Source organism: Allobosea sp. Tri-44 (genome assembly GCF_004123845.1).
Taxonomy (GTDB): domain Bacteria; phylum Pseudomonadota; class Alphaproteobacteria; order Rhizobiales; family Beijerinckiaceae; genus Allobosea.
Map to the genome: position 1 here is coordinate 180,442 of NZ_NBDP01000015.1, position 19,393 is coordinate 199,834.

The 19,393-nt window shown below is 67.1% G+C and carries 17 protein-coding genes and 1 tRNA gene; 13 read left to right on the top strand and 5 right to left on the bottom strand.

Translation table 11 applies throughout. From position 1 onward, the window contains the following. Positions 1–5: 5 nt before the first annotated feature. Positions 6–1,616, bottom strand: a complete 1,611-nt coding sequence (locus B6S44_RS10345; protein WP_129156815.1) for a flagellar hook-length control protein FliK — start codon at positions 1,614–1,616, stop codon at positions 6–8. 251 nt (positions 1,617–1,867) lie between these two features. Here B6S44_RS10345 and mnmA point away from each other — a divergent pair, with 251 nt between their 5' ends. From mnmA to eutC, 5 genes are all read left to right on the top strand, one after another. Then, the gene (gene mnmA / locus B6S44_RS10350) at positions 1,868–3,052 is read left to right on the top strand and encodes a tRNA 2-thiouridine(34) synthase MnmA (protein ID WP_129156816.1); all 1,185 of its coding nucleotides are present in this window, start codon (positions 1,868–1,870) and stop codon (positions 3,050–3,052) included. Next, positions 3,049–3,678 (top strand): class I SAM-dependent methyltransferase, encoded by a 630-nt coding sequence (locus tag B6S44_RS10355; protein ID WP_129156817.1) that lies wholly within the window; start codon positions 3,049–3,051, stop codon positions 3,676–3,678. The genes mnmA and B6S44_RS10355 overlap by 4 nt, the downstream gene beginning before the upstream one ends. 92 nt (positions 3,679–3,770) lie before the next feature. Next, positions 3,771–3,847, top strand: a tRNA-Met gene (locus B6S44_RS10360). 140 nt (positions 3,848–3,987) lie between these two features. Beyond that, complete coding sequence (locus B6S44_RS10365; protein WP_129156818.1) at positions 3,988–5,379, top strand: ethanolamine ammonia-lyase subunit EutB; 1,392 nt, start codon at positions 3,988–3,990, stop codon at positions 5,377–5,379. Next, a complete protein-coding gene (gene eutC / locus B6S44_RS10370; RefSeq protein WP_129156819.1) occupies positions 5,376–6,170 on the top strand; it encodes an ethanolamine ammonia-lyase subunit EutC in 795 nt (264 codons plus the stop codon). The genes B6S44_RS10365 and eutC overlap by 4 nt, the downstream gene beginning before the upstream one ends. A gap of 145 nt (positions 6,171–6,315) precedes the next feature. On the opposite strand, the gene B6S44_RS10375 is transcribed toward eutC, so the two are convergent. After that, complete coding sequence (locus B6S44_RS10375; protein WP_129156820.1) at positions 6,316–6,528, bottom strand: hypothetical protein; 213 nt, start codon at positions 6,526–6,528, stop codon at positions 6,316–6,318. A 231-nt stretch (positions 6,529–6,759) separates the two neighbouring features. Between B6S44_RS10375 and B6S44_RS10380 the strand changes: the two genes are divergently transcribed. Further along, positions 6,760–7,797, top strand: coding sequence for an LLM class flavin-dependent oxidoreductase (locus B6S44_RS10380; RefSeq protein ID WP_129156821.1), 1,038 nt, complete (start codon positions 6,760–6,762; stop codon positions 7,795–7,797). 1 nt (position 7,798) lies between these two features. On the opposite strand, the gene B6S44_RS10385 is transcribed toward B6S44_RS10380, so the two are convergent. From B6S44_RS10385 to B6S44_RS10395, 3 genes are all read right to left on the bottom strand, one after another. Then, entirely contained in the window at positions 7,799–8,890 is a 1,092-nt protein-coding gene (locus B6S44_RS10385; protein WP_129156822.1) for an SMP-30/gluconolactonase/LRE family protein, read from the bottom strand. 120 nt (positions 8,891–9,010) lie between these two features. Next, a complete protein-coding gene (locus B6S44_RS10390; RefSeq protein WP_129156823.1) occupies positions 9,011–9,730 on the bottom strand; it encodes a ribonuclease activity regulator RraA in 720 nt (239 codons plus the stop codon). Between the two features lie 180 nt (positions 9,731–9,910). Next, the gene (locus B6S44_RS10395) at positions 9,911–10,897 is read right to left on the bottom strand and encodes a Bug family tripartite tricarboxylate transporter substrate binding protein (RefSeq protein WP_129156824.1); all 987 of its coding nucleotides are present in this window, start codon (positions 10,895–10,897) and stop codon (positions 9,911–9,913) included. A 205-nt stretch (positions 10,898–11,102) separates the two neighbouring features. Between B6S44_RS10395 and B6S44_RS10400 the strand changes: the two genes are divergently transcribed. The 7 genes from B6S44_RS10400 to B6S44_RS10430 all read left to right on the top strand — a co-directional run bounded on the left by B6S44_RS10400 (position 11,103) and on the right by B6S44_RS10430 (position 19,377). Next, positions 11,103–11,807: a GntR family transcriptional regulator gene (locus tag B6S44_RS10400; RefSeq protein ID WP_248309533.1), complete on the top strand. Its 705-nt coding sequence runs from the start codon at positions 11,103–11,105 to the stop codon at positions 11,805–11,807. Next, positions 11,800–12,714, top strand: a complete 915-nt coding sequence (locus B6S44_RS10405; RefSeq protein ID WP_129156825.1) for a dihydrodipicolinate synthase family protein — start codon at positions 11,800–11,802, stop codon at positions 12,712–12,714. The genes B6S44_RS10400 and B6S44_RS10405 overlap by 8 nt, the downstream gene beginning before the upstream one ends. Before the next feature lie 157 nt (positions 12,715–12,871). Continuing rightward, positions 12,872–14,602, top strand: a complete 1,731-nt coding sequence (gene araD / locus B6S44_RS10410) for an L-arabinonate dehydratase (RefSeq protein ID WP_129156826.1) — start codon at positions 12,872–12,874, stop codon at positions 14,600–14,602. A gap of 60 nt (positions 14,603–14,662) precedes the next feature. Continuing rightward, complete coding sequence (locus B6S44_RS10415; protein ID WP_129156827.1) at positions 14,663–16,213, top strand: ABC transporter substrate-binding protein; 1,551 nt, start codon at positions 14,663–14,665, stop codon at positions 16,211–16,213. Continuing rightward, on the top strand, positions 16,210–17,061 hold the full coding sequence (locus tag B6S44_RS10420) for a metallophosphoesterase family protein (protein ID WP_129156828.1): 852 nt from the start codon (positions 16,210–16,212) through the stop codon (positions 17,059–17,061). Before B6S44_RS10415 ends, B6S44_RS10420 begins: the two co-directional genes overlap by 4 nt. A 66-nt stretch (positions 17,062–17,127) precedes the next feature. Then, entirely contained in the window at positions 17,128–17,880 is a 753-nt protein-coding gene (locus B6S44_RS10425) for an FkbM family methyltransferase (RefSeq protein ID WP_129156829.1), read from the top strand. A gap of 156 nt (positions 17,881–18,036) precedes the next feature. After that, positions 18,037–19,377 (top strand): nucleotide sugar dehydrogenase, encoded by a 1,341-nt coding sequence (locus B6S44_RS10430; protein WP_164985782.1) that lies wholly within the window; start codon positions 18,037–18,039, stop codon positions 19,375–19,377. Positions 19,378–19,393: the final 16 nt, after the last annotated feature.

Genomic DNA, 19,393 nt, shown 5'->3' on the forward strand with positions numbered 1-19,393 from the left:
CTCCTTCAGATGCTGAGATCGACGCCGCCGAGGCGGCCGCCGGTCCGCGGCAATGTCGCCGCTTCCGTAATGAGTGCGCTGTCGTCTGTGGCCTGGACCCAGGCGCGGCGGCCGCGCGGCGTCTCGTCATCCTGCCGCTGCTGGCGCGCGCCAGCCTGCTGGTCGCTGGAATCGCGCAGGCTCATGTCGATGCCGCCCTCCGACGGTTTCAGGCCGGCCTGCTCGAAGGCGCGCTCGAGCGTGCGCGCATCGCGTTGCAGCATATGCAGCGTCTCGACGCGATCGACCGTCAGCTTGGCGCTGACCTCGCCCTTGTCGGAGATTTCGAGGCTGACATCGATGCGGCCGAGCTCGGCCGGGTCGAGCCGGATGTCGAAACGCTTATTGCCGGCGAGCGCCCGGGCGCCGATCTCGACCGGGACGACGTGCAGCGGCGTTGCCCGGCCCGTCTCGCCCGAGATCATCCTGTGGGCGGCCTCGGCCTGGGCTTGCGCCGTCGCCTGGGCGGCAGCGTCGAGCTCGGTCAAGGGCGGCTGCGGCGTGGTCAGGCTCTGCGGCCCGGCGGCGAGAAGGGCTTGCGGACTCACGGGCGCGGCTGCTTGCTGCGTACCAGTGGCCAGAGCAGGATTGTCCGAGGTGGCCGGTTGCGCGGGTTGACCCGCAGTGGTCGCTTCGGCCGCCTTGACCTCGGCGCCGGTGGTGGCTGTCGTCGCCTTGCCGGCCTCGGTCGCTTCCTTCGGCACCACCTGGCCATCGGCCGGCTTCGCCTCGCCCTGCTGCACTTCGCCAGGCTTCGTTCCCGCCTTGGTCGCGACGCCGGCTGCTGGAAGTTGCGCCGTCGCGCCGGCTTTGACGCCGATCGCCGCGGCATCGCCACCCGCACTGACCTGACCGTCAACCTTCAGCAACGCTGCCGGCACCGGCAAGACGGCGCCGGTCGCCGCCGGCTGTCCGGCAGGGCCCGCCTCGCTGGTCGCCGCGACCGCCTGCCCTTCCGGCTTGCTCTCCGGCGTGGCAGCGCCGTCCGGCTTGGCCTGCTCGCCGCCCTGGAGCGTCAGCGCCGCCAGCGCCAGGAACTCGGCAGGGACGCCGGGAACCGGCACGGGCTGCGGAGCGGCGACCGGAACGATCTGGTCCTCGGGTGCACCTTTGCTGATCACAGGCGCGCCATCGAGCGCAACCGCCAGCGCAGCCGTGCTCTCCTCGACTGTCTTGCCCTTCGCCGGTTTGTCGCCAGCGGCCGTCTCGGCTTTCTTGCCATCGGCAGCCGTGGCGTCCTTCGCCGACGTCTCGTCTTGTCCTGGCTCCGTCTTCGCTTTGTCGGACGGTTCGGTCGCGCCTGCCGACTTCCGGTCCTTGCCGGCTTCATCGGTGCGACTGGATGATTTGGTGTCGGTCGCTGCCGCTCTGCGGGCGCCGTCATCGGATTTCGAGGGCTCGCGTGTCTCCGCGCTGTCGCGCGAGCTGCGGTCGTCCTCGACGCGCGGACGCGGCCGCTCCACCGGCTCTGGCGGCAGGGCGAAGGCCTGCTCCGGCTCGTTCCGCTCCGGGCTGCGGCGGGTCGGCGGTAGAATCTCGGGCAGCGCGGACGAACGCGAGACCGGCGCGGCGGACATGGGGTACTCTCCGAAACAGAACCGTGACGACGTGGCCGCTGCTCCCGGAGCAAGAGCCACGCCAACCAGGAAACCATTCAGATTCAGCAGCTTGAGCTAATGCACCTCGTCACTCACCCGGCAGGAAACGCGTCTCGCCGCTGTCGGGCCCGGCAGGAATTGCCGGCCTTGCGCTGGCCCGCATCTGTCAAAACCGCTATAGAGCGCCCACATCCTCGGACGCTTCGCGCCCGAACCCGCCCGGAACCTCGATGACCGCTTCGCTCAACTCGCTCGACATCGCCAAGCCGCCCGCGGCGACGCGCGTCGTCGCGGCCATGTCGGGCGGTGTCGATTCCTCTGTGGTGGCGGCGCTGCTGAAGCGCCAGGGCTACGACGTCGTCGGCGTCACGCTGCAACTCTACGACCATGGCGAGGCCGTGCACCGCGCCGGCGCCTGCTGCGCCGGCCAGGACATCCACGACGCCCGCCGAGTCGCCGAGGCGATCGGCATCCCGCATTACGTGCTCGACTATGAGAGCCGATTCCGCGACGCGGTGATCGAGCGCTTCGCCGAGAGCTATCTCGCCGGCGAGACGCCGATCCCCTGCGTCGAGTGCAATCGCACCGTGAAGTTCCGCGACCTGCTCGGCCTTGCCCGCGAGCTCGGGGCCGATGCGCTCGCCACCGGCCATTATGTCGCCAGCCGCGACCTCGGCACCGGCCATCGTGGCCTCTTCCGCGCCGCCGATGAGAGCCGCGACCAGAGCTATTTCCTCTATGCGACGACGCAGGAGCAGCTCGACCTGCTGCGCTTCCCGCTCGGCGGCCTCGACAAGGCCCAGACCCGCGCGCTCGCCGCCGAATTCGGTCTCGCCATTGCAGACAAGCCCGACAGCCAGGACATCTGCTTCGTGCCGAACGGCCGCTATGCCGAGGTGATCGAGCGGCTGAAGCCGGGCGCCGCCCGCCCCGGCGCCATTGTCCATCTCGACGGCCGTGTGCTCGGCGAGCATGAGGGCGTGCTCCGCTACACGGTCGGCCAGCGCAAGGGCCTCGGCATCAGCGGCGCCGAGCCGCTCTATGTCGTCGCGCTCGATGCCGAGAATGCGCGCGTCATCGTCGGCCCGCGCGAGGCGCTGAGCGTCAGCCGCGTCGACCTGCGCGACTTGAATTGGCTCAGCGATGTTCCACTCACCGAGCTGCCGCCTGACGGCATCGAGGTCGCGGTTCGCGTCCGTTCGACCCGCGCGCCGCGCGAGGCGCGCCTGCTCGCCGACAACAAGGGCGTCCATGTCCTGCTCGCGCAGGGCGAGGAGGGCGTCTCGCCCGGCCAGGCCTGCGTGATCTACGACCATGCCGGCAGCGGAGCCCGCGTGCTCGGCGGCGGCGTCATCATGGCCAACCGGGTCCCGCGCCCGGCGCCGCAGCCCGAGCCTGCCTACGCCATCACATGACGACGACGAACGGTCTCGACGCGCAAAGGCGCGTCTACGCGGTCTGGGCGAAGTTCTACGACCGGATCTATCAGGGCCTGCTCGCCCGCGCCCAGCGCGAGGCGGTGGCGGCGGCCTGCGCCAGCGGTCGCGATATCCTCGAGATCGGCGTCGGCACCGGTTTGACCCTGCCCTATTTCGAGCGCGACCGGCGCATCGTCGGCGCCGATCTCTCGCTCGACATGCTGCGCGTCGCCCGGGCCAAGGTGCTGAGCCAGGGCCTCACCCATGTCCGCGGCCTGATGGTGATGGACGCCTGCCGGCTCGGCTTCGCCGACAACTCCTTCGACGCGGTCACCGCCCAGTTCGTCATCACTCTGGTGCCCGATCCCGAGCAGGCGCTGGCCGAGATGGACCGGGTGCTGCGCCCGGGCGGCGAGATCGTCATCTCCAGCCGCCTCGTCGACGATGGCGGCTTTGCCGCGCCGTTCTGGAAGCTGGTCGCGCCATTGGCGAAGGCGATCGGCTGGAGCAGTGATTTCAAGGTCTCGCGCCTGACCGACTGGGCCGCCGCGACCGGCCGCTACGAGACCGTCCATGTCGGCCAGGGCTATTTCAAGGTGGTCAGGCTGCGGAAGCTCAGCTGACCCTCGCCATCAAGGCTTGACGCCGACGCCCGCCGCCCCCTATATCCGCGCCGTCGCGATTGACCGCCGTTCTTGAGGCGCGTCGCCATCGGGGCGGGGTAGCTCAGCTGGTTAGAGCAGCGGAATCATAATCCGCGTGTCGGGGGTTCGAGTCCCTCTCCCGCTACCAACCTTGCGAATTCAGGCAGATTTGACGGCCAGCCATAGGCGCGCGACTCTCGAAGTCTCCGCCAGCCGAAAGCTCCGCGTGACCGCACCGCGGCAGCATGCTTGCATGCCGTGGCATCGCTGCGGCTTGGAGAGCGTTTGATGGCCTATCGGCATGTCATCGGCCAGACGACCTACCGGTTCGGCGATCTGCGCGAGCTGATGGCCAAGGCGACGCCGCCGCGCTCCGGCGACGAACTCGCCGGGCTTGCCGCCACTACCGCCGAGGAGGCGGTCGCGGCGCGCTTCGCCCTCGCCGACCTGCCGCTTGCGACCTTCCTCACCGAAGCGCTCGTCCCCTACGAGGACGACGAGGTCACGCGGCTCATCATCGATGGACATGACCGCGCCGCCTTCGCCCCGGTCGCGAGCCTGACCGTCGGCGCGTTCCGCGACTGGTTGCTCTCCGACGCGGCGACGAGCGATGTCCTGGCGCGGCTGGCGCCGGGTGTCACGCCTGAGATGGCGGCCGCGGTCTCGAAGATCATGCGCCTTCAGGACCTCATCTCGGTCGCCCGCAAATGCCAGGTCACCACGCGCTTTCGCAACACGATCGGCCTGCCGGGCACAATGGCCGTGCGGCTGCAGCCGAACCATCCGGCCGACGATCCGCGCGGCATCGCCGCCTCCATCCTCGACGGGCTCAGCTATGGCTGCGGCGATGCGACGATCGGCATCAACCCGGTCTCCGACAACCTGTCGGTGCTGGGCGATCTGCTCCAGCTCCTCGACGAGGTCATCCAGCGCTTCGCCATCCCGACGCAGGCTTGTGTCCTGACCCACGTCACCTCGACCATCGCCTTGATCGGACGCGGCGCTCCGGTCGACCTGGTCTTTCAGTCCGTCGCCGGGACGGAAGCCGCCAACCGCTCCTTCGGCGTCGATCTCGCCATTTTGCGCGAAGCCCACCAGGCGGGCCTGTCGCTGCAGCGCGGCACGCTCGGCCGCAATGTCATGTATTTCGAAACGGGCCAGGGCTCGGCCTTGTCGGCCGAGGCGCATCACGCCGTCGACCAGCAGACGCTCGAGGCGCGTGCCTATGCCGTTTGTCGGGCCTTCGATCCGCTGCTGGTCAACACTGTGGTCGGCTTCATCGGCCCGGAATACCTGTACAACGGCAAGCAGATCATCCGCGCCGGGCTGGAGGACCATTTCTGCGGCAAGCTGATGGGTGTCCCGCTCGGCTGCGACGTCTGCTACACCAATCATGCCGAGGCAGATCAGGACGACATGGACGCGCTGCTGACGCTGCTCGCCGCCGCCGGAGTCACCTATGTCATGGGCGTGCCCGGCGCCGACGACGTGATGCTGAACTACCAGTCGACCTCCTTTCACGACCAGCTCTATATCCGCGACCTGCTGGGGCTGAAGCGGGCGCCGGAATTCGAGGCCTGGCTGCAGGACCAGGGCATCACCGGTGGCGACGGCCGGCTGCTGCCGCAGGCGGCCGCGGCCCGCCTGCTCTCCTCCTTCGCCGCGCTGGAAGCGCGATGAGCGAGATCGAGAGCTGGAAGCGGCTCGCCGCGCTCACACCGGCCCGGATCGCGCTCGGGCGTGCCGGCTCCGGGCTGCCGACCAGCGAAACCCTGCGCTTCGCGCTCGCACATGCCCGCGCCAGGGACGCGGTCCATGCCGCCCTCGATACCGACATGCTGGGGCGCGAGATCGGCAGGCTCGGCCTGCAGGTCCTGCGCGTGCAGAGCCGCGCGCCCACCCGGGACTCCTATCTCCTGCGTCCCGATCTCGGCCGCAGGCTGCAGCCGGCAGACCGGGAGGCGATAGCAGCAGCCGCGACGAATCCGGTCGATCTCTCGATCACCATCGCCGACGGTCTCTCGGCGAGCGCGATCCAGGCCCATGCGCTTCCTGTCCTGCGCTCGCTTCTCGATCATGTGCGGAGCGCCGGCTGGCGCCTTGGCCCGATCGTCCTAGCCACACAGGGCAGGGTCGCACTCGCCGACGAGATCGGCGAATTGCAGCGGGCGCGGCTCGCACTGATCCTCCTGGGCGAACGTCCGGGATTGTCGACGCCCGACAGCCTCGGCCTTTATCTGACCTACGCGCCACGCCCCGGACGGCAGGACGGCGAGCGCAACTGCATCTCGAACGTGCATGACGCCGGATTGCCCGCTGTCGAGGCCGCGGCGCGCGCCGCCTGGCTGATCCGCGAAGCCTTTGCACGGAGCCTTACCGGCGTTGCGCTCAAGGATGAGAGCAGTGCGCGCTCGGCTGGGGCGATCCGATCAGGCTCCGGTTGCGGAGATGGCGAGCAGCCGCCTGGCTGATCGTGTGATGGTCGTCGGCCGCGCCCGGCGCGAGCCGGCGGCGTGATTGCCTATCGGCGGCCAGCTCAGAGCCGCCATCGTTTCGTCGCCCACCATGCCGCCGCCACGATGGCGACCATGCCGAGCGTGACAAGAAGCGCCTCGCCTATCGAGCCGGTTCCTTCCGTGCGCCCATGAAACTCGCGAACCATGCGCCGTCGACGACCTCCTGGGAATCGCCGCGCCACTGCGCCGTCACCCGGCAGAGCAGCTCGATCTCATCGAAGGAGAGATCGAAGAACGGCAACAGCATCGGGTTGCCGACGATCGAGCGATCGCTCTCGGCTACAGCCTCGCCGTCCATGAACCGTCCCCCCATGCGTCGCCCTCGCATCGGCTCCTTTCCGGAGCGCGCCGAGGCAACATCAATCTTATCCGTGCCGCCACACCCAAATGGGGGGCATGGCAGGCATATTGTTCCCTATGGTACCGATTTCGGCGAATTCGCATAGACCCTTCGGCGCCGGCGCATCTTGAACGATGGGGATCACGGCGCCAGATGGCGCGGGCGCCGGTGTTGCGGCGCGCCGCACCAGTCCGGATATCGCTTATGCCCGCCAATCTCGAACTCGGCCTCGACACTTTCGGCGACGTCACCGCCGGGCCGGACGGCGCTTTGCTCCCGCATGCGCAGGTGATCCGCGATCTCGTCGACCAGGCCGTGCTCGCCGACCAGCTCGGCATCGATTTCTTCGGCATCGGCGAGCATCACCGTGCCGACTTCGCGGTGTCCTCGCCCGAGACCGTGCTCGCCGGCATCGCCACCCGCACCAGCCGCATCCGCCTCGGCTCGGCCGTCACCGTACTCAGCTCGGATGATCCGATCCGCGTCTTCCAGCGCTTCTCGACGGTCAATGCGCTCTCGAACGGCCGCGCCGAGGTCATCCTCGGCCGCGGTTCCTTTACCGAATCCTTCCCGCTCTTCGGCTTCGACCTGCGTCAATACGAAGTGCTGTTCGAGGAGAAGCTCGACCTCTTCGCCCAGCTGATCCGCAAGAAGAGCGTGACCTGGGAAGGCAACTTGCGCCCGCCGCTGAGGGATCAGCCCGTCTTCCCGCCACTGGAGAAGGGCGAGCTGACGACGTGGATCGGCGTCGGCGGCAGCCCGGAATCGGTCGTGCGCGCGGCCCGCTACGACCTGCCGCTGATGCTCGCCATCATCGGCGGCCCGGCCCAGCGCTTCGCGCCCTATGCCCAGCTCTACCGCGACGCGATGGGACGTCTTGGCCATGCCGAGCGTCCGATCGGCGTGCATTCGCCCGGCTATGTCGCGGCGAGCGATGCTGAGGCGGCCGAGGAATTCTTCCCCGCCTTCAAGGCGATGCGCGACCGCATCGGCGCCGAGCGCGGCTGGGGTCCGCTGTCGCGCGAGGAGTTCGAGCGCGAGGTTTCGGGCGGCGCGCTTTATCTCGGCTCACCCGAGACCGTCGCACGCAAGATCGCCGCGACGGTCAGGGCGCTCGGTCTCCAGCGCTTCCAGCTCAAGATCAGCGCCGGCCCCCTGTCGCAGGACAAGCTGCTGCGCTGCATCGAGCTTTATGGCCGCAAGGTCGTCCCGATGGTGCGCGAGCTCTTGGCCGCGAGCTAAGTCACACCGCTCCGTGCGCCTCGACATAGAAGGCGTAGAGCGAGTGGCAGCTCGCCATGTAGAGCCGATTGCCCTTCGGTCCGCCGAAGCAGAGATTGGCGCAGCGCTCGGGTAGACGGATGAAGGCGAGCGGCTTGCCGGCCGGGCTGAACACCATGACGCCGTCAAGGTCCTCCGACTTGCCGCGCAAACCATAGACCTTGCGCCCGCCGAGATCGGCAGGCTCGGCGTTGAGCGCGCCATTGCTGCCATAGCCGCACCAGAGATTGCCGTCGCGGTCGACCCGGAAGCCGTCGAGCGCGCCGAAATCGGCGGCGTCGACCAGCTTCACCTTGTTCGAGACCTTGCCGTCGGTGTCGACGTCATAGCTCCAGATGCTGCGGTTCGGTGTGCCCCGCCATTCGACGACATAGAGCTTCTTCTCGTCCGGCGAGAAGGCGAGCCCGTTTGGGTTGACCAGATCGGTGATCACCGCGCTGAGCTTCCCATCGGGCGCCAGCCGGTAGACGTTGGTCGTTGCCTGCTCCGGCTTGGCGCGTGAGCCCTCCCATTCGCCGTTGATGCCGAAGAGCGGGTCGGTGAACCAGATCGTATCGTCTGACCTGACGACGATGTCGTTCGGCGCGTTCAGCCGCTTGCCCTCGAACTTGTCAGCCAGCACCGTGATCCGGCCGTTCTTCTCGGTCCGGGTGATGCGCCGCGTCACCGAATGCTCGCAGGTGATCAGCCGGCCCTGGCGGTCGCGGGCATTGCCGTTGGCGTAATTGGCGTTCTCACGGAACACGGTGAAGCTGTTCTTCACCTCATCGTACTTCATGATCCGGTTGTTCGGGATGTCGCTGACGAGGAGGTAGCGCCCTTCCGGGAAGTAGACCGGCCCCTCGGCCCAGCGCATCCCGGTGCCGACCTGCTCGACCGTGCTCGAATAGATCCGGTACTTGGCGAAGCTCGGATCGAGGATGTCGACCGCGGGATCGGGATAGCGCTGGTTCGGTTTGAACGGGAAGGATTGCGCCAGCGCTGGAGCGGCCAGCGCCGAGCCGGCTGCCGCGAGCCCACCCTTCAGCAGGCGACGGCGAGATGTATCGACCATATTGTGTTTCCCCCTTGCTCTTGTTGTTGCTGTGTCTCCGGACACCGCTTGGCGGCGTCCGGCCATGACGAGCCTTTGGCTGGGTTTTGCCGTCTCCTCAGCGGCAAGAAGGACCGGCGGTCACTTCCAGTCGGGGCGCCATTTCGCGAATTCGGCCTTGGTCTCGGCATTGGCCGGGTAGAGCCCGAAGATGCCGCGGCCTTCCCTGACCTTGGCCTCGACGAAGTCCTCGTAGGCCGTCTGCTCATAGGCCTCGGCTGCGACCTCGTTGGCGATGTCAGTCGGGATCACGCAGACACCTTCGCCATCGCCGACGACGATGTCGCCGGGATAGACCGGCACGTCGCCGCAGCCGATCGGCGCGTTGAGGTCGAGCGCATGGTGCCGGATCAGGTTGGTCGGCGCGCTCGGGCGGTTGTGATAGGCCGGGAAGCCGAGGGCGGCGATCTCGGGACTGTCGCGGAAGCCGCCATCGCTGACGATGCCGGCGGCGCCCCGCTGCATCAATCGCGTCACCAGGATGCAGCCGGCGGAAGCCGCCCGCGCATCCTTGCGGCTGTCGATCACCATGACGTGGCCAGGCGGGCAGGTCTCGACCGCGACGCGCTGCGGATGCTGCGTGCCCTCGAACACGCCGAGATGGTCGAGATCCTCGCGCGCCGGGATATAGCGCAGCGTGAAGGCCTCGCCGACCATGCGTGGCGCGTTCGGCGAGAGCGGCCGCACATCCTGGATGAACTGGTTGCGCAGGCCACGCTTGAACAGCGCCGTGGTCAGGGTCGCGGTCGAGACGCGCTTCAGCTTCTCGCGGTTTTCAGGGGTCAGGGTAGTCGATGTCATAGCTCTTGAAAATCCTGGCTGTCGGGGAAAGGGAAACTCAGCCCTCATCCTGAGGAGCGATCGCTGATCGCGTCTCGAAGATGCCCCAGTTGTTTACGGAACCAGCTGGAACATCCTTCGAGACGCCGCTTCGCGGTTCCTCAGGATGAGGGCTCGCGAAGCGGCGGGCGAGCGCAGCGCTCACTCGATCTTCACGTTCGCCTTCTGCGCCACTTCGGCCCAGCGCTTGGTCTCGCTGGCGATATGGGCGGTGAACTCGGCCTGGGTCGAGCCGACCGGATCGACGCCGAGCTTCTTGAGCTGCTCGATCACTGCCGGCTCGCGCATGATCGCCTGCGTCTCCGCGGAGAGCTTGGCGACGATCTCCGGCGGGACCTTCGACGGGGCGAAGAAGCCGTGCCAGGAGCTGGCGTCGTAGCCCGGAATGAACTCGGAGAGCGCCGGCAAATCGGGCGCGACCGCAAGGCGCTTTGGCGTCGCCGTCGCCAGCGCCCGGATCTTGCCGGCTTCGACATGCGGCCAGGCGATGGTGATGTTGTCGAAGGTGAGCTGAATCTGGCCGGAGAGCAGGTCCTGCGTCACCTGCGCACTCGACCGGTAGGGCACATGGACCATGTCGGTGCCGGTCGAGACCTTGAACAGTTCGGCCGCCATATGGGTCGAGGTGCCGGCGCCCGAGGAGCCGAAAGAGTACTTGCCGGGGTTCTTTTTCAGCAACTCGATCAGCTCCGGCACCGTCTTGGCCGGCAGGTCGAGATTGACCATCAGCAGGTTCGGCACGCTCGCCACCTGCGAGATCGGCGCGAAGTCCTTGATGTGGTCATAGGGCATCTTGGTATAGACGCCGGGATTGATCGCATGGCTCGATACCGTGCCCATGGTCAGCATGTAGCCGTCTGGATCGGCCTTCGCGACCGCCGCCGCACCGGTATTGCCGCCCGCCCCGACGCGATTCTCGACGATGAACTTGCCGCCGAGGCGCGCGCCCAGCCGGTCGGCCAGGATGCGGCCGAGCAAGTCGGTCGTTCCGCCGGCAGCGAATGGTACGACGATGGTGACGACCCTGCCTCCGGGATAGCCGCTCTGCGCCAAAGCAGGTGTAAGGCCCGATGCGGTCAGCATGGCACCGGCTCCGGCGAGCAGTCCGCGGCGTGTGATCGATGTCATCCAATCCTCCCTCGTCATTATCCATCCGGCCCATGCCGTTCCGGCGTCTTGCGGCCGTCTTGCTCATTCAATAGCACGCAATTCCAGATTTGAAATCTGAAATTTCAGACTTGATGTCGCTTGCGCTTTGTGGTGTCTGGTGCGGCAATGGCGACAGGCGGACCGCGAGCAGAATCGCGGGCAGCGCCGCGCCAGGGGAACCCGAATGCCGGAAGTGCTCGCGATCGAACCCGTCTCGCCGCATTTGCTGCGCTCGCTACGCGAGCACGTGCATGAGCGCCTGCGGCGGGCGATCGTCTCCGGCCGCTTCCGCGACGGTGAACGGCTGAACGAACGCCAGCTCGCCGACATGCTCGGCGTCTCGACGACGCCGGTGAAGGACGCGATCCGCATGCTGGAGAGCGAGGGGCTCGTCCGGACCGAGGCGCGCCGCGGCGTCTTCGTCGAATTCTCCGCCCGCCAGGCGCTGGAGATGGCGCTTGGCCGCGCCGCGCTCGAAAGCGTCATGACGCATATCGCCGCCAACCGGATCAGCTCCGGCGAGATCGCCGAGATGGCCCGGCTGATCGACGAGATGGCGCATGCGACCGCGCATGGCGACCTTGAGGACCTCGTCAATCTGAACGAGGCTTATCACGGCATGATCCACCGCATTTCGGGCTGCGGCTATCTCGAGCGCCGACTCGATGGCCAGCGCATGTACGACCACGCCCAGCGTATCGCCCTGCTGGGCGAAGCCAGCGAGCGCGCCAGGGGCTTCGAGGAGCATCGCGGCATCTTCGAGGCGCTGCGCGCGCACGAGCCGGCAAGGGCCGAGCAGCGCATGCGCAGCCATATCGTGCGCTCCGCCAAGAGCCATGTGCGCCAGGTCTTCGGCGCCGACGCGGAAGGACTGGACTACGATGAGTGACAGGGTTCGCAGCGCACTGCGCGGCATCTCGGGTGTGCACGTCACCGCCTGGAAGGGCGATGGCGAGGCCGACTGGGCGCTGACCGGCAAGATCGTCCGGCGCATCGCGCAGGCCGGCATCCACAACATCGTCTCGGCCGGAAATACCGGCGAGTTCTACCCGATGACCACAGACGAGGTGGTGCGCAGCCACGCCGTCGCGGCCGAGGCCGCCGCCGGCAAGGCGCTGGTCACCGCCGGTATCGGCCGCTCGCTGCGCGAGGCGATTGCGACCGGCAAGCTCGCCGCCAAAGCCGGCTGCGATGCGGTGATGGTGCATCACCCGCTCGATCCCTTCGCCGCCCCGCATTCCCAGGCCGACTACATCCTCGCCATCGCCGAGTCGCTGACGATCCCGCTCGTCGCCTATATCCGCTCGGATGCGATCGGCGTGAAGGACCTCGCCCGCGTCGCGACCCATCCGAACGTCGCCGGCGTCAAGTTCGCCTCGTCGAACGTAATGCTGCTGGCCGAATGCGTCCGCGCCACGCAAGGCTCGAGCGCCAACTGGATCTGCGGCCTCGCCGAGGGCTGGGCCGCGCCCTTCCATGCGCTCGGCGCGCGCGGCTTCACCTCGGGCCTGGTCAATGTCGCGCCCGAACGCTCGCTCGCGATCTGGCGAGCGCTCGAGGGCAATGACTACACCCTCGCCCGCCAGCTGGTCGACGAGATTGCCGGGTTCGAGACCTTGCGGACCAAACACGGCAACGGCGCCAACGTCACCGTGGTCAAGGAGGCGCTCGGCCTGCTCGGCACCAATGTCGGCCCCGTGCGCCTGCCCGGCCTGCCGGAGCTGAACGAGAGCGAGCGCGCCGAATTGCGCAAGATCGTCGGAGGCTGGGGCGCGCAGCGCGCGGCGGCGGAATAAGGCGCACTTCCCGTCATGGTCGGGCTTGTCCCGACCATCCACGTCTTCCTTCACCAAGTGCGGTGTTCAAGACGTGGATGCTCGCCACAAGGGCGAGCATGACGGCGAGGCCTGTCACGATCACTGATTAGAACACCAAGAATTCGAGGAAACGCCGATGTCCCATCCCCGCAAGACGCCCGACACGCTGCGCTCCAAGCGCTGGTTCGGCGCCAGCGATCTGCGCTCCTTCGGGCATCGCTCGCGGGCGCTTCAGATGGGCCTCAACCATGACGAGTTCATGGGCAAGCCGGTGATCGGCATCCTCAACACCTGGTCCGAGATCAACCCCTGCCACACCCATCTGCGCGACCGCGCCGAGGCGGTGAAGCGCGCGGTCTGGGCGGCCGGGGGCTTCCCGGTCGAGATCCCCGTGATGTCGGCGTCCGAGCAGTATCAGAAACCGACGACCATGCTCTATCGCAACTTCCTGGCGATGGAGGCGGAGGAATCGATCAGGTCCCATCCGCTGGACGGCGCGGTCCTGCTCGGCGGCTGCGACAAGTCCACCCCCGCTTTGATCATGGGCGCCTGCAGCGCCGGCCTGCCCTTCATCTTCGTCCCGGCGGGGCCGATGCTGCGCGGCAACTGGGCCGGCAAGACGCTCGGCTCGGGCGCCGATGTCTGGAAATATTGGGCCGAGAAGGAGGCCGGCAACATCTCCGATGCCGACTGGCGCGACATGGAGAGCGGCATCGCCCGCTCGCACGGCACCTGCATGACGATGGGCACCGCCGCGACCATGATGAGCCATGCCGAGGTGCTCGGCCTGACTCTGCCCGGCGCCTCCGCCATCCCCGCCGCCGATGCCGCCCATCCGCGCATGGCCGCGGCCTCCGGCAAGCGCATCGTCGAGATGGTCTGGGAGGACCTGACTCCCGACCGCATCCTGACCCGCGAGAGCTTCGAGAACGCTCTCACCGTCCATATGGCGGTCGCCGGCTCGACCAACGCCATCATCCATCTCGTCGCGATGGCCGGCCGCGCCGGCGTGCCACTGACCCCCGACGATTTCGACGCCTTCTCGCGCAAGGTCCCGGTGATCGCGAACCTTCGCCCCTCTGGCGACTTCCTGATGGAGGACTTCTTCTATGCAGGCGGCCTGCCGGCCCTGCTGAAGCAGCTCGAGAGCAAGCTCCACACCGGCGCCATGACGGTGACTGGCAAGCCGCTCGCGGAGACGATCGCGCTCGCCAAGGTCTACGACGACAACGTCATCCGCCCGCTCGACAAGGCCGTCTCGACCGCCAACGGCCTCGCCGTGCTGAAGGGCAACCTTGCGCCCGACGGCTGTGTCATTAAGCCCTCGGCCGCCGAGCCGCGCCTGCTCAAGCATAGCGGCCCGGCGCTCGTCTTCGAGGACTACGACGCGATGATGAAGGCGGTGAATGACGAGAATCTCGACGTCACCGCCGACCACGTCATGGTGCTGAAGAACTGCGGCCCGGTGGGCGGGCCCGGCATGCCGGAATGGGGCATGCTGCCGATCCCCAAGAAGCTCCTCAAGCAGGGCGTGCGCGACATGCTCAGGCTGTCCGACGCCCGGATGTCCGGCACCAGCTACGGCGCCTGCGTGCTCCACATCGCGCCGGAGGCCTATATCAAGGGCCCGCTCGCGGCGGTGAGGACCGGCGACATCATCAGCGTCGATGTCGAGGAACGCAGCATCTCGGTCGATCTCACCGACGCTGAGATCACCGAACGCCTGAAGAGCTGGTCGCCGCCCGATCGCGATTACCCGCGCGGCTGGGGCAAGATGTCGGCCGCCCATATCCAGCAGGCCGACAAGGGCTGCGATTTCGACTACCTCACCGGCACGGCGAAGGTGGCGGAACCGGAGATCCATTAGACCGTCGTCACATCGCTGTAACCGCGGGCGACCAGCGTCGCGGCTCCCAAAGGAGCCGCCATGGTCACCCGCCGCAACGTTCTCGCCGCCGGCCTCGCCGCGCCCGCATTCCTGCCCGGATTGGCGCGGGCGCAGGCCGATACGCGCCCGGTGCTGCGCGTCGCCGTTCAGGCGCTGCCGCCGACGCTGGAGCCGTTCGAGGCGATCTCGAATGTCGGATTGCGGCCCACCTGCAACGTCTTCGACACGCTCTGGCGCCGCGACTTCAACCGCGAGGCCGCCGAAGGCGGCCAGCACCTGCTGCCGCATCTTGCGACCTCGCTGCGGCAGCGCGATCCGCTGACCTGGGAGGCCAAGCTGCGCGACGGCGTGCGCATGCATGACGGCAGCGTGCTCTCGGCCGAGGACGTCCTCTCGACCTTCTCGCCCGAGCGCATGTACGGCAAGGAGGTCCAGCACCATGAGGGCCGCGTCAATTTCGGCCATCTCACCGCGGTGGAGGCGGAAGGGCGCGATACGGTCATATTCAGGACCGCGACTCCCGACGTGGCGATGCCGCAGCGGCTGGCCTCCTATGGCGGCTGGATCCATTCGGCGAAGTTCTACAAGGAGCAGGGCCTTGCCGGCATGCGCCAGAAGCCGGTCGGCAGCGGCCCCTATCGCATCGCCTCGTTCCAGCGCAACCAGCGCCTCGTGCTCGAAAGCCATGACGAATACTGGATGGGCCGCCCAGCTGCGCGCCAGATCATCCTCATCGCCGTGCCCGAAGCCTCGACCCGCCTCGCCGGCCTGCATGCGGGCGATTTCGATCTCGTCACCAACCTGCTCCCCGAGCAGGCCGAGACCTTCAGGGGCAGCCCGACGCTCGAGGGCGTCGAGATCGTGCTCGATCTCGCCCATATCCTCTATTACGACACCCGCAATCCGGTGGTGAAGGATGCGCGCGTCCGGCGCGGGCTCAACCACGCCGTCGACATGGAGACGCTCGGCAGGTCGCTCTGGGGGCCGAAGTTCCAGCGCATGGCGGCACTGCAGACGCCGGCCTTCGGCGAGTACTACGACGCCGGCCGCCGCGGCCATGTCTACGACCCGGACCTTGCCCGCAAGCTCCTGAAGGAAGGCGGCTACAAGGGCGAGGAGGTCGTGATCCGGATCGCGCCGGGCTACTACCTGCAAATGGACCTCGCCGTGCAGGTGGTCCAGCAGATGTGGGAAGCGGTCGGCGTCAGGAGCCGTCTCGAAGCCGCGGAAAACGTCGCCCAGGTCATTCGCCCGGGCGCCGATGTGCGGCCGATCTCGGTCTCGTTCCGCTTTCCCGATCCGCTTGGCGGCGGGCTGATGGTCAACCTGTCGAAGGACTATTCGACCCAAAAGGCCGGCTTCTGGCAGCCGGTGAAATTCAACGCGATCAGCGACGAACTGAAGCTCGCGACCGATCCGGCCGAGCGCAAGCGGCTCTGGCTGGCGTTGATGGATGAATTCGAGGCGGAGGCCCCGGCGCTGACCCTCTATCAGGTGCGCGAATATTTCGCGAAGCGCCGCGATGTGAAGTGGAGCCACTACCCGCTCTACTACATGGATTTTCGCCCCTTCAACCTGAGTTTCGCATGACCCGCGTCATTGTCCTCTCCGACCCGCATCTGTCCCCCACGCATGGCTTCTTCTGGCCGAACTGGCAGCTCGCCTGCGATGCCGCCAGCCGGATCGAGGCGGCCTGCACCATCGTCAACGGCGACCTCTGCATCGACGGGCCGGACAGCGACGCCGAAATGGAATTCGCCGCCAGGGCGCTGGCCGCGCTGCCGGGCACCGTGCTGCCATTGCCCGGCAATCACGACATCGGCGACGAGCCCCCGGGCCAGGATCCGAACCAGATCGTCGACGAGCCTCGCCTCACCCGCTGGGACAACGCCATCGGAGCCGATCGCTGGCGCTTCCAGCTCGACGGCTGGACCCTGCTCGGCGTCAACGCGCAGCTCTTCGGCTCCGGGCTTGCCCGCGAAACCGAGCAGAACGACTGGCTCGATGCGATGCTCACAGACAGCAAGGGCGACCGCGTCGCGCTCGTCCTGCATAAGCCGCTCTTCGTCGAGAGCCCGGACGAGGCCTTGCCCAGCCCCGCCTGCCTCTGCCCGGCCCCGCGCGGCGAGCTGATACAGCGCCTCTGCAAGGCCGATATCCGGCTGGTCGTCAGCGGCCATTTGCACGCGCATCGCGACCGCAGCATCGACGGCCTGCGCCATCTCTGGGTGCCCTCGCTCGCCTTCTCCGGCAGCCACGGGTTCGACGGCGACGGGCGCTGCGGCTTCGCCGTGCTGGACTTCGATGGCGATCATGTCGGCGTCGAGATCGTCCGGCCGGAAGGCCTCGTGTCGCATGACCTCGCCGCCATCAAGCAGCATGGCCGCTACCGCTTCCTGCGCGAGATTCCGCCTTCGCCGCCGCGGATCGCGGCCTGAGTGTCAACTGGCGCTTCTGACGATGCCCGACTAGCCTTGTTCCGGGCAGCGGGCACAAGGGCGGCAATGACGAAATCCGAATTGGACGACGAGCGCCGCTTCGATCCTGCCATCGCTTATGAGATGGTGACCAACTCGCAGATCGAGCAGGAGCGCTGGGTCTTCGCCATGTGCAATGGCCGCCGTGACGGCCGTTTCGCCGAGATCGGTGCCTTCGACGGCGTCCTGCACAGCAACAGCTATTTCCTCGAAAGCGAGCACGGTTGGAAGGGCGTCTGCGTCGAGCCGAACCCGGCCCTCTTCGCCCGATTGAAAGAGAGCCGCAGCGCCCTGTGCCTGGAGCGGGCGGTCTATCGCGAGTCCGGGCAGACCCTGTCTTTCATCCCCTCCCAGGAAATCGGGACCCTGGCGGAATTCGCCGCCCATGACCGCTATGCCGACGACCGCGCCCAGGCCGCGGCGACGCATGGGCTGATCGAGGTCAAGACCATCAGCTTCGCCGAGATCGCGGCGATGGGCGACTTCGCCGAAACCGGCTTCGACTATGTCTCGCTCGACACGGAAGGGTCGGAGCTCGACATCCTGCGCACCATAGACCTTGCGCTTCATCGCATCGCGCTCCTCACCATCGAGCACAATTTCGTCGAGCCGCGGCGCGAAGAGATGTGCACCCTGCTGGCGGAGGCCGGTTACGATCGGCTCAATGTCGGCTTCGACGACTGGTACTGGCACCCCGCCATCCTGACCGAGCGGAATCGCGGCGTCGTTGTCGACCACAGCGAGGTCAACCGATATTTCAAGAGCATTTTCAAAGATTAAAGCCGGCCACGGCGCGCGCCGGCGAAACGGGCGGATGCAGAGCGGGCTCGTGCTGCGAATGCCCCCCGGCGGACGTTGACGTGGTTTGGCAACTCTGGAAGAAGCACGCCCGAAGGCCGGCCAGTGGCCGATCTTGCCGCAATTTCGGGATGTACTGTGACTTCGCCAGCCGCGCAGCGATTCATCGAACGCGTCAATGACCGCTCCATCGTGGTCGGCATCGTCGGCCTCGGCTATGTCGGCATCCCTCTGGCGCTCGCGGCGCTGCGCCAGGGCATCAAGGTCGTCGGCTTCGACATCGACCAGAGGCGCGTCGACGATCTCAATGCCGGTCGCAGCGCGATCAAGCACATCCCGATGGATCTGATCGTCGAGCGCGCCAAGACCGGCCATTTCGTCGCGACCGCCGACTTCGACCGCATGGCTGAGCCCGACGCGCTGCTGATCGCCGTGCCGACGCCGCTGACCAAATACCGCGAGCCCGACCTCTCCTATGTCGTGAAGACCACCGAGGCGATCGCCAAACGCCTGCGTGAGGGCCAACTCGTCGTGCTGGAATCGACGACCTATCCCGGCACCACAGACGAGGTGATGCGGCCGATCCTGGAGAATGCGACGGGCTTGCAGAGTGGCAAGGAATTCTTCCTTGCCTTCTCACCGGAGCGCGAGGACCCGGGCAATCCCGACTTCGGCACCTCGACCATTCCGAAGATCGTCGGCGGCCACGGGGCGGATGCGCTCGCCATGGCGCTGGCGCTCTACGACGCGCTGGTCGTCAAGGCCGTGCCGGTCTCCTCGACCGCGACGGCCGAAGCGGTCAAGCTGACCGAGAACATCTTCCGCGCCGTCAATATCGCCCTCGTCAACGAGCTCAAGACTGTCTACGCGGCGATGGGCATCGATGTCTGGGAGGTGATCGACGCCGCCAAGACCAAGCCCTTCGGCTTCATGCCGTTCTATCCGGGTCCGGGACTCGGCGGCCACTGCATCCCGATCGATCCGTTCTACCTGACCTGGAAGGCGCGCGAGTTCGACATCACCACCCGTTTCATCGAACTCGCTGGCCAGATCAATACGGCGATGCCGCATTGGGTGGTCGACCGCGTCGCCGAGGCGCTGGACCGGCAGCAACGCCGTGGCCTCAGCGGCGCGCGCATTCTTGTGCTAGGTATCGCCTACAAAAAGAATATCGACGACACGCGCGAAAGCCCTTCGTTGAAGCTCATTGAGCTCTTGGAAAAGCGAGGCGCGCAAGCCGACTATCATGACCCGCATGTTCCGGAACTACCTCCAACCCGTAAGCACGGCAATCTTGCTGGACGCAGCTCGGTCCCTCTGAAAGCCGACGTTATCGCGAGTTATGACGCCGTCCTGATTGCAACAGATCACGACGCGGTCGACTATCCAGCTCTGGTGGAAAGCGCTCAACTTATCATCGACACTCGCAACGCCTGCGCCAGAGCAGGATTGACTGGCAAGACCATCATAAAAGCCTAGTTCAGAGCGAAACTAT